The following is a 14755-nucleotide window of genomic DNA, read 5'->3' as shown; positions in this document are numbered from 1 at the left end:
TGGAGACATCCCATGCACGACGAAAGCCGCCGCATCGAGGAGCGTGTGCAGCGCCTCCACGACCAGCGCATCAAGTCCGCTGTCTACGCGGCCAGAGTCCCCTTCGAGGTGGAGGCCTGGCAGGCCCCGGGGGAGCCGGTCCCGTTCGAGGAGGCCGCCGCCGCTTCCTACGAGCCGTTCACGATGGGCACCCCGTGGGGGCCGCCCTGGGGCACCACCTGGTTCCGCATGCGCGGACAGGTGCCCGAGGAATGGGCGGGCCGCCGCGTCGAGGCCGTCATCGACCTCGGCTTCGTCGGCGGCTGGCCCGGCAACCAGGCCGAGGCCCTCGTCCACCGCACGGACGGCACCCCGCTGAAGGCCGTCAACCCGCTCAACCAGTACGTGGCGATCGCCAACCCCGCGCAGGGCGGCGAGACGGTCGACTACCTGGTCGAGGCCGCCTCCAACCCGGACATCCTCGCGGACAACTTCTCGAGGACCACACCCCTCGGCGACAAGCTGACCGCGGGCGACAAGCCGCTCTACACCTTCCGCGGCGCCGACCTCGCCATCCTCGACGAGGAGGTCTTCCACCTCGACCTCGACGTGCAGGTGCTGCGCGAGCTGATGCTGGAGCTCGGCGAGCACGACCCGCGCCGCCACGAGATCGCGCACGCCCTGGACCGGGCGATGGACCTGCTCGACCTGGACGACGTCTCCGGCTCGGCCGCCGCGGTCCGTGAAGCACTGAAGCCGGTGCTGTCCAAGCCCGCGCACGCCAGCGCGCACACGATCTCCGGCGTCGGCCACGCCCACATCGACTCCGCCTGGCTCTGGCCGATCCGCGAGACCAAGCGCAAGACGTCCCGTACCTTCTCGAACGTCACGTCCCTGGCCGACGAGTACGACGACTTCATCTTCGCCTGCTCCCAGGCCCAGCAGTACGAGTGGGTGCGCGACCACTACCCCAAGGTCTGGGCCCGCATCCAGGAATCGGTCAAGAACGGCCAGTGGGCCCCGGTCGGCGGCATGTGGGTCGAGGCCGACGGCAACCTGCCCGGCGGCGAGGCCGTCGCCCGCCAGTTCATCCACGGCAAGCGGTTCTTCATCGAGCACTTCGGCATCGAGACCAAGGGCGTGTGGCTGCCGGACTCCTTCGGCTACAACGCGGCCTACCCGCAGCTCGCCAAGCTCGCCGGGAACGAGTGGTTCCTCACCCAGAAGATCTCCTGGAACCAGACCAACCGGTTCCCCCACCACACCTTCTGGTGGGAGGGCATCGACGGCACCCGCATCTTCACCCACTTCCCGCCGGTCGACACCTACAACGCCCGCTTCAGCGGCGTGGAGATGTCCCGCGCGGTCCGCAACTACCGGGAGAAGGGCGGCGCCTCCCGCTCCCTGGCCCCCTTCGGCTGGGGCGACGGCGGCGGCGGCCCCACCCGCGAGATCATGGAACGGGCCCGCCGGCTGGCCGACCTGGAGGGCTCCGCGAAGGTCGTCGTCGAACACCCCGACGCCTTCTTCGCCAAGGCCCGCGAGGAGTACCCGGACGCGCCCGTGTGGGTCGGCGAGCTCTACCTGGAGCTGCACCGCGCCACCTACACCTCCCAGGCCCGCACCAAGCAGGGCAACCGCCGCTCCGAGCACCTCCTGCGCGAGGCCGAGCTGTGGGCGACGACGGCCGCCCTGCACGCTCCTGGTTACACCTACCCGCACGAGAAGCTGGACCGGCTCTGGAAGACGGTGCTCCTGCACCAGTTCCACGACATCCTGCCCGGCTCCTCCATCGCCTGGGTGCACCGCGAGGCCGAGGCCGAGTACGCCCGTGTCGCGCAGGAACTGCACGCGCTGACCGCCGAGGCGGTGGCCGCTCTGGGCACCGGCGGCACCCGCGTCTTCAACACCAGCCCCTACGGCCGCGCCGAAGTGGTGCGCACCGCCGACGACGCACCGGTGTACGTGGAGGTACCCGCGAGCGGCTCCGCGCCCCTCGCCGACTCCGCGCCCTCGCAGCCGGTGACGGTGGACGGCCGGATCCTCGACAACGGTCTGGTCCGCGTCGAGGTCGCCGAGGACGGCACCCTGTCCTCCGTCCGCGACCTGCGCGCCGGCCGTGAGGTCCTCGCCGAGCCGGGCAACCTGCTCCGTCTGCACACGGACCTGCCCAACTACTGGGACGCCTGGGACATCGACAAGCACTACAAGAACCGCTACACGGACCTCCTGGACGTCTCGTCCGTCACGGTCGTCGAGCAGGACCCGCTCATCGGTGCCATCCGCGTCGAGCGGTCCTTCGGCAAGGGCTCCACGATCACCCAGACGATCACCGTCCGCGCAGGCAGCCCCCGGATCGACATCGAGACGGACATCGACTGGCACGAGACCGAGAAGATCCTCAAGGCCGCCTTCCCGGTCGACATCCGCGCCTCGCACTCCTCCGCCGAGATCCAGTTCGGCCACATCCAGCGCCCCACCCACACCAACACCACCTGGGAGGCGGCCCGCTTCGAGGTCTCCGGCCACCGCTGGGTGCACCTCGGCGAGCCCGGCTACGGCGTCGCCGTCATCAACGACTCCACCTACGGCCACGACGTCTCCCGCACGGTCCGCGATGACGGTGGCACCACGACCACCGTCCGTCTCTCCCTGGTCCGCGCCCCGCGCATCCCCGACCCCGAGGCCGACCAGGGCCGCCACCGCTTCACCTACGCCCTGCTGCCGGGCGCGACCATCGAGGACGCCGTCGCCGAGGGCTACTCCCTCAACCTGCCGCTCCGGGTGGCGGACGCGGCCGGCGCCCCCGAACCGGTCGTCTCCGCCGAGGGCGAGGGCGTCACCGTGGAGGCGGTCAAGCTCGCCGACGACGCCTCCGGCGATGTCGTCGTACGGCTCTACGAGTCCCGCGGCGGCCGTGCCACCGGCACCCTGCGCACCGGGTTCCCCCTCGCGGGCGCCCAGATCACCGACCTGCTGGAGCGACCGCTGGAGGATGCCGACATGGCCGACGGCGGTGTGTCCGTCACACTGCGGCCCTTCCAGATCCTCACCCTGCGCCTGCGGAGGGGCTGACCTCACGGCCACGCAGCCGTGGCGCGAGGGCGCCAGGCTCGGCATCTTCGTCCACGGGGGCGTCTACGCGGTCGACGGCGTCCAGGAGTCCTGGTCGTGCGACGGCGACATCGTCCCGCACGAGCGGTACATGTCCCAGCTCGACCGGTTCACGGCCGCCCGCTACGACCCGCGCGACTGGGCGAGGCTCTTCGCGCGGGCCGGCGTCAGGTACGCCGTCCTGACCAGCCGCCACCACGACGGGGTCGCCCTGTGGGGCACCGCCCACGGCGACCTGAAGGTGGGCCGTGACCTGATCGCCGGCTACGCCGAGGCCCTGCGTGAGCAGGGCCTCAAGGCGGGCCTTCTCCTGCTCGCACTCCGACCGGAACCACCCCGACTACGTCTCCACCCGCAAGCGCGGCCGCCCCACTACGTCGACAGCCCCGTGTGGCGCGAGGCGCTCGCGGCCAGGTCCCAGTGTCCCGACAGGCCGCGTTCACCCACCTCGCGCCCTGCGGGCGGACGAAGCGACGTCGCGGACACCCTCAGAGAGGCAGCGCCTGTGCCGCCGCCCCGACCGGGCCGACCGGTTCGGCCGACGGGGCCGCGGGTACCGCCGGCAGCGGATCCGTCGCCTCCGGGCGCTGTTGCGGCAGCGACACCGGCCGCAGCGGACGCGGCCCCGACACCACCGTGTAGTCCTGGCCCAGGAACGGCGGGGCCATCTCGCCCGGGTCCTCGCCGAGGGCCAGCTGCACGGCGGCCCAGGGGGCGTTGACGCCGCACAGGGACAGCTGGTGCAGTCCGCCGGCCGGGCGGGTGTTGACGTCCATGAGGACCGGCCGGTCGCCGAACATCCGGAACTGGATGTTGGACAGGTAGTGCAGGCCGAAGCCCTCGGCGATCCGCCGGGCGGGGTCAAGCCACTGCTCGTGCAGGGTGAAGCCCCGGCGACGGCCGTTCTTGGTGCGGCCCACCGCCAGCCGGACCCGGTTGTCCGGGCCGGTCAGGCAGTCCACCGACACCTCGGGTTGCTCCAGGCGCGGCATCACCAGCCAGTCGACCGGCTCCTCGGCCTGCCGCAGCGCCTCCAGCACCAGGTCGAGCGGCACGTACGGGCTCGGGAACCCGCTCAGATGCATCAGCGAGAAGGGCGTCCGCGTGATCACGCGGAAGCCCACCCCGCCGGCCCCGGACGCCGGCTTGAAGCACGCCTTGTGCCCGCCGTCCTCCAACTCCTCCACGGCGGCGACGAGTTCCTTCTCCGAGCGGACCCGCCACCACGGCGGCACCGGCACGCCGATCGCCTGGACCGCCTCATAGGCGATCACCTTGTCGTGGAACACGGCCACGGCCTCGGGCGGCGGCGCCAGCACCGCCGTGCCGACGGCCTCGAACTCGGCGCGGTGCGCCACGACCGCCGACTGGTGCAGCCGGGGCACGAACACGTCGATGCCGCGCCGCGCGCACTGGTCCAGTGCGTACTCGGCGTACCCGGCGGGGGACAGGTTCTCGGGCTCCAGCTCGGCGGTGTCGGCGGCGGCCAGCACCGGCGAGTCGGGGTCGCCGTGAGTGGCGTGGATCTCGACGGCCCGGTCGCTGGGATTTCTCCGCAGCTGATCCATGAAGAACACGTTCTCCGCGTACGTGCGGTTGAGCCAGACGCGTACGCGAGAGACCATGCAGGCCGCCTTTCACGGTTCGCGGGCAGGGCTGAGCAGCCCGTGCCCGGGCAGGAAAATGGAGGGTCACCAAACCGCCCCTGCGAAGGGGAGTTCTTAGCGGTGGTGTTGGGCCAGATCATACGGCTTCGGCGGCCCTCGTCGTGCAAGGCGCAGGTGAAGGATTTCTCCGGTGGCGGCCCCGGGGCCGCCCTTGTCCCGGTCGCACGGATGTGATCTCTTGGTGACGTCGGGTGCGCGGAGGGGGCGAGAGGTGACGTCGACGGCCGGTGGCGCCGCACAACTGCTGGCCATCAGCGATCTGCACATCGGGTACCCGGAGAACCGCGCCCTGGTCGAGGGCATGCGGCCCGGGACGGACGGCGACTGGCTGCTCGTGGCCGGGGACGTCGCCGAGACCGTGGCGGACATCCGCTGGACCCTGAAGACGTTCGCGGGCCGCTTCCGCAAGGTCGTCTGGGTGCCCGGCAACCACGAGCTGTGGACCCATCCGAGCGACGCCGTCACCCTGCGCGGTGTCGCCCGGTACGACTACCTGGTCGAGCTGTGCCGGGAACTCGGGGTGACGACACCCGAGGACCCCTACCCCGTCTGGGACGGCCCCGGCGGCCCGGTGGCGATCGCCCCGCTGTTCCTGCTGTACGACTACTCGTTCCTGCCGGCCGGCTGCACCACCAAGGAGCAGGGCCTGGAGTACGCGCAGGGCACCGGGATCGTGTGCAGCGACGAGTACCTGCTGCACCCCGACCCGTATCCGAGCCGGGAGGCCTGGTGCCGGGCCCGGGTCGCCGAGACCGAACGCAGACTCGCCGAACTGCCCAGCGACCTGCCGGTGATCCCGGTCAACCACTACCCGCTGCACCGGCATCCGACGGACGTCCTGTGGCACCCCGAGTTCGCCATGTGGTGCGGCACGGACCTGACCGCCGACTGGCACCGCAGGTTCCGTGTGCACACCATGGTCTACGGCCATCTGCACATCCCCCGCACCACCTGGCACGAGGGCGTGCGCTTCGAGGAGGTGTCGGTGGGCTACCCGCGCGAGTGGAGCAAGCGGTCCCAGCCGCCGGGGCGGCTGCGGCGCGTCCTGCCGGGGGAGGGCGAGGAGCGGTGATCGGGGAACTGCTGCCGGAGGCAGTGGTCGCCGTGGAGGCGTACGGCCACGAGGACGCGGACACTCCGCTGTACCCCGAGGAGGCGGCGCTCCTGACACGGGCGGTCGCCAAGCGGCGCAGGGAGTTCGCCGTAGTGCGCTCCTGCGCCCGCCGCGCCATGGAGAAGCTCGGCGTGCCGCCACAGCCGATCCTGCCCGGGGAACGCGGCGCCCCCGGCTGGCCGGCCGGTCTGGCCGGCAGCATGACCCACTGCGACGGCTACTGTGCCGCCGCCCTGGTCCGTGCCACCGACCTGGCCTCCGTCGGCATCGACGCCGAGGTCCACGGCCCGCTGCCCGAAGGCGTCCTGCCGTCCGTGTCCCTGCCGGCCGAGGCGGACCGGCTGCGGAGACTCGCGGCCGAACGCCCCGAGATCCACTGGGACCGGCTGCTGTTCAGCGCGAAGGAGTCCGTCTACAAGGCGTGGTTCCCCCTCACCGGGAAGTGGCTGGACTTCATGGAGGCCGACATCGAACTCACCGCCGACGGCTCCTTCCGCGCGACGTTGCTCGTCCCCGGCCCATGGGTGGGCGGCCGCCGCGTCGGCCACTTCGACGGCCGCTGGACGGCGGGTCGGGGCCTGGTCACGACGGCGGTCGCGGTACCCCACGCCTGACCCCGCTCCACGGGGCCCGGCATCGGCATCCGCGGCAGGACCGCCCCACAGACCCCGAAAGCCCGGGCGGGACGCCCCGGGGCGCCCGCCGGATCTCCGCAGCCGTCCTCCGGCGCACGGCCGGCCCGGGCCACCCGCCGGGGCCCGGGGCCCGCTTCCGGTGCTCCGGGTCAGGAACCCGGCTCCGGGCACCAGTTCTCCAGGAGGCGGAAGAACGCCTCCTCGTTGCCGGTCAGTCCGGCACGGTCCAACGCCTGCTCCGCCTCGGCGAGCACCGCGGGCGGGACGAGCGGCGGGCCGCCCTCCAGGTCGAAGGCGGCCCGGACGGTGTGCAGCAGCCGCAGATAGGCCTGGACGGCGGAGCGTTCACGATCGGTCAGAACGGCGGTGGGCATCGGTCGGCTCTCCCCGTGTCGGCGTCGTCGGTCCCGCGCCCTCGCGGCGCGCACGCCCCGCACAGCGGTGGCGCACCTCCAGCTTGCCGTCCACCACTGACAATCCGGCCCCGCCGCCCACCGGTTCGCCCGCTCGGCGGAGGCGGACCGCACCACGTTGCCGCGGTGGACGGCACGTCAGCCCTGCGGTCCCCGATACCCCAGCGACGCCTCGATCCGTCCCGCCAGATGGTCCCGCTGCACCGGCCCCCGGGACGACGAACCGGCCAGCCAGGCCCGGCACTTGCTGGCGAGCAGCAGACCGAAGCTCTCGGCCTCCCTCTCGTCGTCGAGGTCGAAACGGGTGCGCGCGGCGACTTTCAGCACGGTCGCCTGGAGATCGGCGCCCTCGTCCAGCAGCCGCGCGGCGACGGCCGCGCCCTCCACGTGGTGGGAGCAGTGCCCGGCCTTCATGTGCCACAGTTCGTGGCCCAGGATCACCAGCTGGTGATCGGGAGCGGTGCGTTCCTCGATCACGACGAGGTCCTGCTCGGCCATGTCGAGCCAGAGCCCGCTGGCTGTCCCGGGCGGGAACGCGGCCGTACGGAAGCGGACGGGCCGGCCGCGGCGTCTGCTCATGCCGTCGCACAGGGCGGCGTACAACTCGTCGGGCCGAGCCGGCGCGGGGAGGGTCAGCTCCGCTACCAGCTCGCCGCACAGGCGGCGCATTTCCTTACCGATGCCCACAGTTCTCCCCACGGTCACGACTCGGGCCGCTTGACGCTCTCCAGGAGCATGTCCAGCCACTCCGCGACCTTGTCGCGGTGCTGGTCGGTGGGCAGTTGCGCGGCTCTCCAGGCGATGCCGCGCACGCCGTGGTCCTGCAACAGCCGCTCCAGCGGGTCGTCCGCCGCCGCGGCGGCCTCCCGCTCACGGTCGGCGAGCTTCTGCAGCAGCTCCTGCTCGATGTGCTGGAGGGCGCTCACGAGCGCCTCGGGGTCCTCGGCCGTCAGGAAGCCGGCGTGCACCCGGAAGAACCGCTGCAGGGCGTCGCAGTGCTCCATGGTCGGCCGCCGGTCGCCGTTGATGAGGGCGCCGGCCTGCTGGCGGGACATGCCCGCGCCGTCGGCGATCTCCTGCTGGGTGTACTTGCGGCCGTTGGGCTTGAGACGGGTCCGGCGCAACAGGTCCAGGCGCTGCAGGAACCGGGCCTGCACATCGGGCTCACCCGCAGGCCGGCCACTGAGCAGGGCCTTGACCACGGGGTCCGGGACACCGGAGGCGACGGACAGCCGGCCGATGTCGAAGACCTCGGCGTGCGGCACACCGAGCCGGTCGGCGAGCGCGCCGACACGGGAGACGACGGCCGGTAGCACGGCCGTCGGCGTGGCGCCCGGACCCTCGACGAAGCCACCCGTCACCGACAGATCTCCTACGTATCTCACAGGTTGCTCACAAGTGGATGCCGTGACCTACCCCGGCGTGAACTTCCCGGAGCGTAGCCGGTGCTTCGAACTCACATCCAGGTCTCGCCACAACTGTGGCCAATTTCAGCCGTCAACAGGCATGGAATGCCACGATAGTTGACACGCCTCAGCTCGGGGCAGCAGGATCGGGGCGCCGCGTCAAGGCCGCACAGGCAAGAGGGGTGACCTCCCGATGGCATATCAGGCAGGAGGGCAGCGGCCGGCACCGCGGCCCGTCCCCGAGACTCCCGAGGCCCAGGCCTACCTGGAGGACTACGCCGGGCTTCTGGAGGGTGTCTCCTTCCCCTCCCTCGTCGTCGACCACTGCTGGGACGTGGTGCTGACCAACGGCGCCTTCCGGTCACTTTTCCGCGAGGTCGGCCCGCATCCGACGGCCATGCCGGGCGACAACTTCCTCAGGTTCGTGCTGTTCCACCCCGATGCCCCCACGGTCCTCGGCGAGCACGAGGCGAGCTGGTGCCTGCCCATGCTCGCGCACTTCGCGCGGACCGTGGAGAGTCACGGCCCGGACCACGGCCTGCAGGCCATCCGCCGCGACATCGCCCAGGACCCGATCATGGAGGCCGCCTACCGGCACGGCCTGCCGCACTGGATCCGCGCGGTCGGCGAGGGCGCCGTCGAGCAGGACGGTGCCGTACGGCCGCTGTTGCACCCGGATCCGCGCCGGGGCGCCACCGAGTGCCGGGTCGTCGTCGAGACGTCCAGGACGCTCGAGGAGCTGGGCTGTGCCCGGGTCACGTTCGTCCTGCGCGAGGCCCGCCGCTCCGCGTCCCGGGAGCGCCGCACGCGCCGTTCCGCCTCCCACCTCAGGGTCGTCCCCGCGGCCGACTGACCGCTCCCGCGCCTTCGCCCGCCCCTGTCCGCACCCTTCCCCCGAGCATGTGGTGTGTGACATGGTACTGCCGTGAGCGAGTCGCTGACCTGCGATGTCGTGGTGGTCGGAGCCGGAGTGGTCGGCGCCGCCGCCGCCCTGTACGCGGCCCGCGCGGGCCTGGACACCGTCGTGGTGGACCGCGGTCCGGTGGCCGGCGGTACGACCGGAGCGGGGGAGGGGAACCTCCTCGTCTCCGACAAGGAACCCGGACCGGAGCTCGAACTGGCCCTGCTCTCCGCCCGCCTGTGGGCCGGACTGGCCGCGGAGGGACTGGGCAGGGCCGTGGAGTACGAGGCCAAGGGCGGTGTCGTCGTCGCCGGCACGGACCGGGCCCTGTCCGGGCTGGAGAAACTCGCCGCCGAGCAGCGCGCGGCCGGGGTCGAGGCGGTCCCGGTGCCGCCCGGCCGGCTCACCGACCTGGAGCCGTACCTGGCCCCCGGTCTCGCGGGCGGCATGCACTACCCGCAGGACGCCCAGGTGATGCCGGCCCTCGCGGCGGCGCACCTGCTGCGCGCCTCGAAGGCCCGGGTGCTCACCGGCCGGGAGGTGACCGGAGTCCTGCGCGGCCCGGGCGGTGCGGTGCGCGGCGTGCGTACCGGCCTCGGCGACCTGCACGCCCCCGCGGTCGTCAACGCGGCCGGAACCTGGGGCGGTGAGGTGGCGGCCCGCGCCGGAGTGTCCCTGCCGGTACTGCCCCGGCGGGGGTTCGTCCTGGTCACCGAACCGCTGCCGCCCCGCATCCGGCACAAGGTGTACGCCGCCGACTACGTGGCCGACGTCGCGAGCGACTCGGCGGCGCTGCAGACCTCACCGGTGGTGGAAGGCACCCCGGCCGGGCCGGTCCTCATCGGCGCCAGCCGCGAACGGGTCGGCTTCGACCGGTCGCTGTCGCTCCCGGCACTGCGGGCGCTGGCCGCCGGGGCGACCGGCCTCTTCCCGTTCCTCGCCGGGGTCCGGGCCGTGCGCACGTACGCCGGCTTCCGGCCGTATCTGCCGGACCACCTGCCCGCGATCGGCCCCGACCCGAGGGCGCCCGGGCTCTTCCACGCCTGCGGGCACGAGGGCGCGGGGATCGGTCTCGCCACCGGCACCGGGCATCTCATCGCCCAGGTGCTGACCGGGCGGGCACCCGATCTGGACCTCGCCCCGTTCCGGCCCGACCGCTTCACCGAGGAGGCCGAGTGAACCCGCCGGAGCCTGCGGGGCCCGGCCCCGCCTTCACGGTCACCTTCGACGGGCGGCCGGTCCAGGCGCTGCCCGGGCAGACGGTCGCCGCCGTGCTGTGGACGGCGGGCGTCACCTCCTGGCGTTCCACGCGGGGCCAGGGCCGTCCGCGCGGGGTGTTCTGCGGGATCGGCGTCTGCTTCGACTGCCTGGTGACCGTGAACGGCCGCCCCAACCAGCGGGCCTGCCTGGTGCCGGTACGGCCGGGGGACGCGATCGGCACACAGGACGGCACGGGCCACGAGGAGGTGCGGGATGCGGACTGACCTCGCCGTGATCGGCGCCGGACCGGCCGGTCTCGCCGCAGCCCTGGCGGCCGCCGCGCGCGGCGTACGGGTCACGCTCGTCGACGCCGCGACGCAGCCCGGTGGGCAGTTCTACCGGCAGCCCGCCGCCGGACCCGCCGCCGCGCGGCCCGAGGCGCCGCACCACCGGTGGCGGACCTGGGAGCGGCTGCGGGACGGACTCGCCGCCAGTGCCGTGCGCGTGCTGACGGAACACCATGTGTGGTGTGTGGAGCGGACGCCGGAGGGCTTCACCGTGCACGCCCTGCTCGGACCGGAGCAGGAGCAGCCCGTCGAGGTGCACGTCCGCGCCGTGCTCCTGGCCACCGGCGGCTACGAGCAGGTGCTGCCCTTCCCCGGCTGGACCCTCCCGGGCGTCGTCACGGCCGGAGGAGCCCAGGCCATGCTCAAGGGCGGGCTCGTGGTGCCGGGACGCCGGGCGGTCGTGGCCGGCACCGGGCCGCTGCTGCTGCCCGTGGCGACCGGGCTCGCGGCAGCCGGCGTCGAGGTCGCCGCGCTCGTCGAGTCGGCCGGTCCCGGACGCCTCGCCCGCCACGCCCCGGCCCTGGCCGCCAAGCTCCCGGAGGGCGCCGGACACGCCGCCGGGCTGCTGCGCCGCCGCATCCCGGTCCGCACCCGGCACACCGTCGTCCGCGCCCACGGCGACGACCGGCTGACCGGTGTCACCGTCGCCGCCCTCGACGCCGGCGGGCGCGTCCGGCCCGGCACCGAACGGCACCTGCCCTGCGACACCCTCGCCGTCGGGCACGGGATGCTCCCGCACACCGACCTCGCCGAGAGCCTCGGGTGCCGGCTCGAGGGGCTCACCGTGGCCGTCGACACCGGGCAGCGCACGGACGTGCCCGGCGTGTGGGCCGCCGGGGAGGCCACCGGCATCGGCGGTGCCGCCCTCGCCCTCGCCGAGGGGCACATCGCCGGTTGCTCCGCCGCCGCCCACCTGTACGGCACCGCACCCGGCCCGGCGCCCGCCGCCCTCAAGGCCCGTACGAAGCTCAAGCGGTCCGCCGCCGCCCTCGACTCCGCGTACGCGCCGCCCGCGCACTGGCCCGAGCAGATCACCGACGACACCGTGGTCTGCCGCTGCGAAGAGGTCACCGCAGGGGCCGTGCGCGAGGCCCGGGACCTCGGAGCGCGCGACGAACGCACCGTGAAGCTGCTCACCCGGGCCGGGATGGGCTGGTGCCAGGGCCGGATGTGCGGCCCTGCGATCGCCGGTCTCGCCGGCTGCGCCCCCGCCCCCGCCAAGCGCCCCTTCGCCCGTCCCGTGCCGCTCGGCGTCCTCGCCCGGCAACACCCCCAGGAGGGACTGTCATGACCGAACACCGCCCCTGGCGCGGCGTCCTCGTCGCCACCGCGCTCCCGCTGAACGACGACCTCTCCGTGAACTTCGACCGGTACGCCGAGCACTGCGCCTGGCTCGTCGACAACGGCTGCGACGGCGTCGTGCCGAACGGCTCCCTCGGCGAGTACCAGGTGCTCACGCCCGGGGAGCGGGCCCGGGCCGTCGAGACGGCCGTCGCCGCGATCGGCGGGGAGCGCGTGATGCCCGGCGTCGCCGCGTACGGGTCCGCCGAGTCCCGGCGCTGGGCCGAGCAGGCCGGCGAGGCCGGCTGCCACGCGGTGATGCTGCTGCCGCCGAACGCCTACCGCGCCGACGAGCGCTCCGTCCTCGCCCACTACGCCGAGGTCGCCCGGTCGGGCCTGCCGGTCGTCGCGTACAACAACCCCATCGACACCAAGGTCGATCTCGTGCCCGAGTTGCTCGCCCGGCTGCACGGCGAGGGATACATCCGCGGAGTGAAGGAATTCTCCGGCGATGTCCGCCGGGCCTACCAGATCGCCGAACTCGCCCCCGAACTGGACCTGCTGATCGGTGCGGACGACGTCCTGCTGGAGCTGGCCGTCGCGGGCGCCAAGGGCTGGGTGGCGGGCTATCCGAACGCACTGCCCCGCGCCTCGGTCGAGCTGTACCGCGCTGCCGTCGGCGGCGACCTGGACACCGCGCTGCCCCTGTACCGGCAGCTGCATCCGCTGCTGCGCTGGGACTCGCGGGTGGAGTTCGTCCAGGCCATCAAGCTGTCCATGGACCTCGTCGGCCGTCACGGCGGGCCCTGCCGCCCGCCGCGCGCCGCGCTGCTGCCCGGTCAGGAGGCGGCGGTCCGGGCCGCCACGGAGAAGGCCGTCGCGGCCGGATTGGCATAAGGACCATGCGCAGCAAACTCGTCCTGCACGCCGTCGACTCCCACACCGAGGGCATGCCGACCCGCGTGATCACCGGCGGTATCGGCACCGTCCCCGGCGCCACCATGAACGAACGACGGCTGTGGTTCCGCGAACACCGCGACGACATCAAGCAGTTGCTGATGAACGAGCCGCGCGGGCACTCCGCCATGAGCGGCGCGATCCTCCAGCCGCCGACCCGGCCCGACTGTGACTGGGGCGTCGTCTACATCGAGGTGTCCGGCTACCTGCCGATGTGCGGGCACGGCACCATCGGCGTGGCGACCGTGCTCGTCGAGACCGGCATGGTCGAGGTCGTCGAACCGGTCACCACCATCCGGCTCGACACCCCGGCGGGGCCGGTCGTCGCCGAGGTGGCCGTCGAGGACGGGGCCGCCAGGACGGTCACCCTCCGGAACGTGCCCTCCTTCGCCCTCGGCCTCGACCGCAAGGCCACCCTCGCCGACGGCCGGACGGTGACCTACGACCTCGCCTTCGGCGGCAACTTCTACGCCATCCTGCCGCTGGAGCAGTTCGGCCTGCCCTTCGACCGGGAACGCAAGGACGAGATCCTCGCCGCCGGCCTGTCCCTGATGGCCGCCGTCAACGCCGAGGACCCGCCCGTCCACCCGGAGGACCCGTCCATCCACGGCCTCCACCACGTGTACCTGGCCGCCCCCGGCTCGACCGCCCGCCACTCCCGGCACGCCATGGCCATCCACCCCGGCTGGTTCGACCGCTCGCCCTGCGGCACCGGGACCAGTGCCCGGATGGCACAGTTGCACGCGCGCGGCGAACTGCCGCTGCACACCGAGTTCGTGAACGAGTCCTTCATCGGCACGCGCTTCACGGGCAGACTGCTCGGCACGGCCGAGGTCGCCGGCCGCCCGGCCGTGCTGCCCAGCTTCACCGGCCGCGCCTGGATCACCGGCACCGCCCAGTACCTGCTGGACCCCGAGGACCCGTTCCCGGCGGGGTTCGTCCTGTGAGCCGAACCCGCCCCTGCGCAAGAGAGGACTCCGACCGTCATGGCCCCGCAGCACACCCCCGCCCTGCCCGTGCTGGGCAGCAGGAAGCCCAGCCACCGGGAGCGGGTCGCGGACGCGTTGCGGGCCGCCCTGATCGCCGGTGAACTGCGGCCCGGCGAGGTCTACTCGGCCCCGGGTCTCGCCGCCCGCTTCGGTGTCTCCGCCACGCCCGTGCGCGAGGCCATGCTCGACCTCGCGAAGGAGGGCCTGGTCGACACCGTGCCCAACAAGGGCTTCCGGGTCACCGCCGTGTCCGAGCGGCAGCTCGACGAGTACACCCACATCAGGGCGCTGATCGAGATCCCCACCACGGCAGAACTGGCCCGCACGGCCGACCCGGTGGCTCTGGAGCCGCTCCGCCCGGTCGCCCAGGAGATCGTCACCTCCGCCGCGGCCGGCGACCTCATCGCCTACGTCGAGGCCGACCTGCGTTTCCACCTCGGCCTGCTGGCCCTCGCCGGCAACGGCCATCTCGTGGACGTCGTACGCGACTTGAGACGCCGCTCCCGGCTCTACGGACTGACGTCGCTGGTGGAGCAGGGGCGGCTGGAGGCGTCGGCCGAGGAGCACCTGGAGATCCTGGACGCGCTGCTCGCCCGGGACGAGGCGGCCGTGCGGGCGGTGATGGTCCGGCACCTCGGGCACGTCAGGGGGCTGTGGGCCGCGCCCTGACGGGCATGTCCGCCCGTTCCGGCCGCACGAGACCGATCCGCCGTCCCGGTGCCGGCGGGGGCGGGACGGTGGATCGGGCGGCC

14 protein-coding genes and 1 pseudogene are annotated in these 14755 nt (G+C 73.2%); 11 read left to right on the top strand and 4 right to left on the bottom strand.

Annotated features, from left to right (window positions below):
- Positions 1 to 12: 12 nt before the first annotated feature.
- Positions 13 to 3054 carry an alpha-mannosidase gene (locus tag ACFU3E_RS23040; protein WP_384161224.1) on the top strand — a complete coding sequence of 1014 codons (3042 nt, stop codon included), beginning with the start codon at positions 13 to 15 and terminating at the stop codon, positions 3052 to 3054.
- Between the two features lie 43 nt (positions 3055 to 3097).
- Positions 3098 to 3464: pseudogene (locus ACFU3E_RS23035) on the top strand (alpha-L-fucosidase); the annotation flags it as partial.
- A 117-nt stretch (positions 3465 to 3581) separates the two neighbouring features.
- Here the strand turns inward: ACFU3E_RS23035 and ACFU3E_RS23030 are convergent.
- Entirely contained in the window at positions 3582 to 4718 is a 1137-nt protein-coding gene (locus ACFU3E_RS23030; RefSeq protein WP_384161221.1) for an ATP-grasp domain-containing protein, read from the bottom strand.
- 253 nt (positions 4719 to 4971) lie between these two features.
- Between ACFU3E_RS23030 and ACFU3E_RS23025 the strand changes: the two genes are divergently transcribed.
- Both ACFU3E_RS23025 and ACFU3E_RS23020 read left to right on the top strand, forming a co-directional pair.
- Entirely contained in the window at positions 4972 to 5832 is an 861-nt protein-coding gene (locus ACFU3E_RS23025) for a metallophosphoesterase family protein (RefSeq protein ID WP_384161218.1), read from the top strand.
- Positions 5829 to 6488: a 4'-phosphopantetheinyl transferase gene (locus tag ACFU3E_RS23020; RefSeq protein ID WP_384161215.1), complete on the top strand. Its 660-nt coding sequence runs from the start codon at positions 5829 to 5831 to the stop codon at positions 6486 to 6488. The genes ACFU3E_RS23025 and ACFU3E_RS23020 overlap by 4 nt, the downstream gene beginning before the upstream one ends.
- A gap of 170 nt (positions 6489 to 6658) precedes the next feature.
- Here ACFU3E_RS23020 and ACFU3E_RS23015 read toward each other — a convergent pair whose 3' ends face one another.
- From ACFU3E_RS23015 to ACFU3E_RS23005, 3 genes are all read right to left on the bottom strand, one after another.
- Complete coding sequence (locus ACFU3E_RS23015) at positions 6659 to 6883, bottom strand: hypothetical protein (RefSeq protein ID WP_384161212.1); 225 nt, start codon at positions 6881 to 6883, stop codon at positions 6659 to 6661.
- A gap of 177 nt (positions 6884 to 7060) precedes the next feature.
- Positions 7061 to 7591 (bottom strand): toxin-antitoxin system, toxin component, encoded by a 531-nt coding sequence (locus ACFU3E_RS23010; RefSeq protein ID WP_384161404.1) that lies wholly within the window; start codon positions 7589 to 7591, stop codon positions 7061 to 7063.
- Between the two features lie 32 nt (positions 7592 to 7623).
- Entirely contained in the window at positions 7624 to 8283 is a 660-nt protein-coding gene (locus ACFU3E_RS23005; RefSeq protein ID WP_384161209.1) for a helix-turn-helix domain-containing protein, read from the bottom strand.
- Positions 8284 to 8521: 238 nt separating this feature from the next.
- Here ACFU3E_RS23005 and ACFU3E_RS23000 point away from each other — a divergent pair, with 238 nt between their 5' ends.
- The 7 genes from ACFU3E_RS23000 (at position 8522) to ACFU3E_RS22970 (ending at position 14672) form a co-directional block, all read left to right on the top strand.
- On the top strand, positions 8522 to 9181 hold the full coding sequence (locus ACFU3E_RS23000; RefSeq protein WP_384161206.1) for a hypothetical protein: 660 nt from the start codon (positions 8522 to 8524) through the stop codon (positions 9179 to 9181).
- A 72-nt stretch (positions 9182 to 9253) separates the two neighbouring features.
- The gene (locus tag ACFU3E_RS22995) at positions 9254 to 10408 is read left to right on the top strand and encodes an NAD(P)/FAD-dependent oxidoreductase (protein ID WP_384161204.1); all 1155 of its coding nucleotides are present in this window, start codon (positions 9254 to 9256) and stop codon (positions 10406 to 10408) included.
- On the top strand, positions 10405 to 10713 hold the full coding sequence (locus tag ACFU3E_RS22990) for a (2Fe-2S)-binding protein (protein ID WP_384161201.1): 309 nt from the start codon (positions 10405 to 10407) through the stop codon (positions 10711 to 10713). Before ACFU3E_RS22995 ends, ACFU3E_RS22990 begins: the two co-directional genes overlap by 4 nt.
- Entirely contained in the window at positions 10703 to 12067 is a 1365-nt protein-coding gene (locus ACFU3E_RS22985) for an FAD-dependent oxidoreductase (protein ID WP_384161199.1), read from the top strand. The genes ACFU3E_RS22990 and ACFU3E_RS22985 overlap by 11 nt, the downstream gene beginning before the upstream one ends.
- A complete protein-coding gene (locus ACFU3E_RS22980) occupies positions 12064 to 12954 on the top strand; it encodes a dihydrodipicolinate synthase family protein (protein WP_384161196.1) in 891 nt (296 codons plus the stop codon). The genes ACFU3E_RS22985 and ACFU3E_RS22980 overlap by 4 nt, the downstream gene beginning before the upstream one ends.
- A 5-nt stretch (positions 12955 to 12959) precedes the next feature.
- On the top strand, positions 12960 to 13961 hold the full coding sequence (locus ACFU3E_RS22975) for a proline racemase family protein (RefSeq protein ID WP_384161194.1): 1002 nt from the start codon (positions 12960 to 12962) through the stop codon (positions 13959 to 13961).
- 39 nt (positions 13962 to 14000) lie between these two features.
- Positions 14001 to 14672, top strand: a complete 672-nt coding sequence (locus ACFU3E_RS22970; protein WP_384161191.1) for a GntR family transcriptional regulator — start codon at positions 14001 to 14003, stop codon at positions 14670 to 14672.
- The last annotated feature ends 83 nt before the right edge of the window (positions 14673 to 14755 follow it).

Origin of the sequence: Streptomyces sp. NPDC057424 (genome assembly GCF_042803315.1) — a bacterium.
GTDB lineage: Bacteria > Actinomycetota > Actinomycetes > Streptomycetales > Streptomycetaceae > Streptomyces.
The sequence above is the reverse complement of the archived record's forward strand: the minus strand, read 5'-3'. Positions and strand labels throughout refer to the sequence as shown.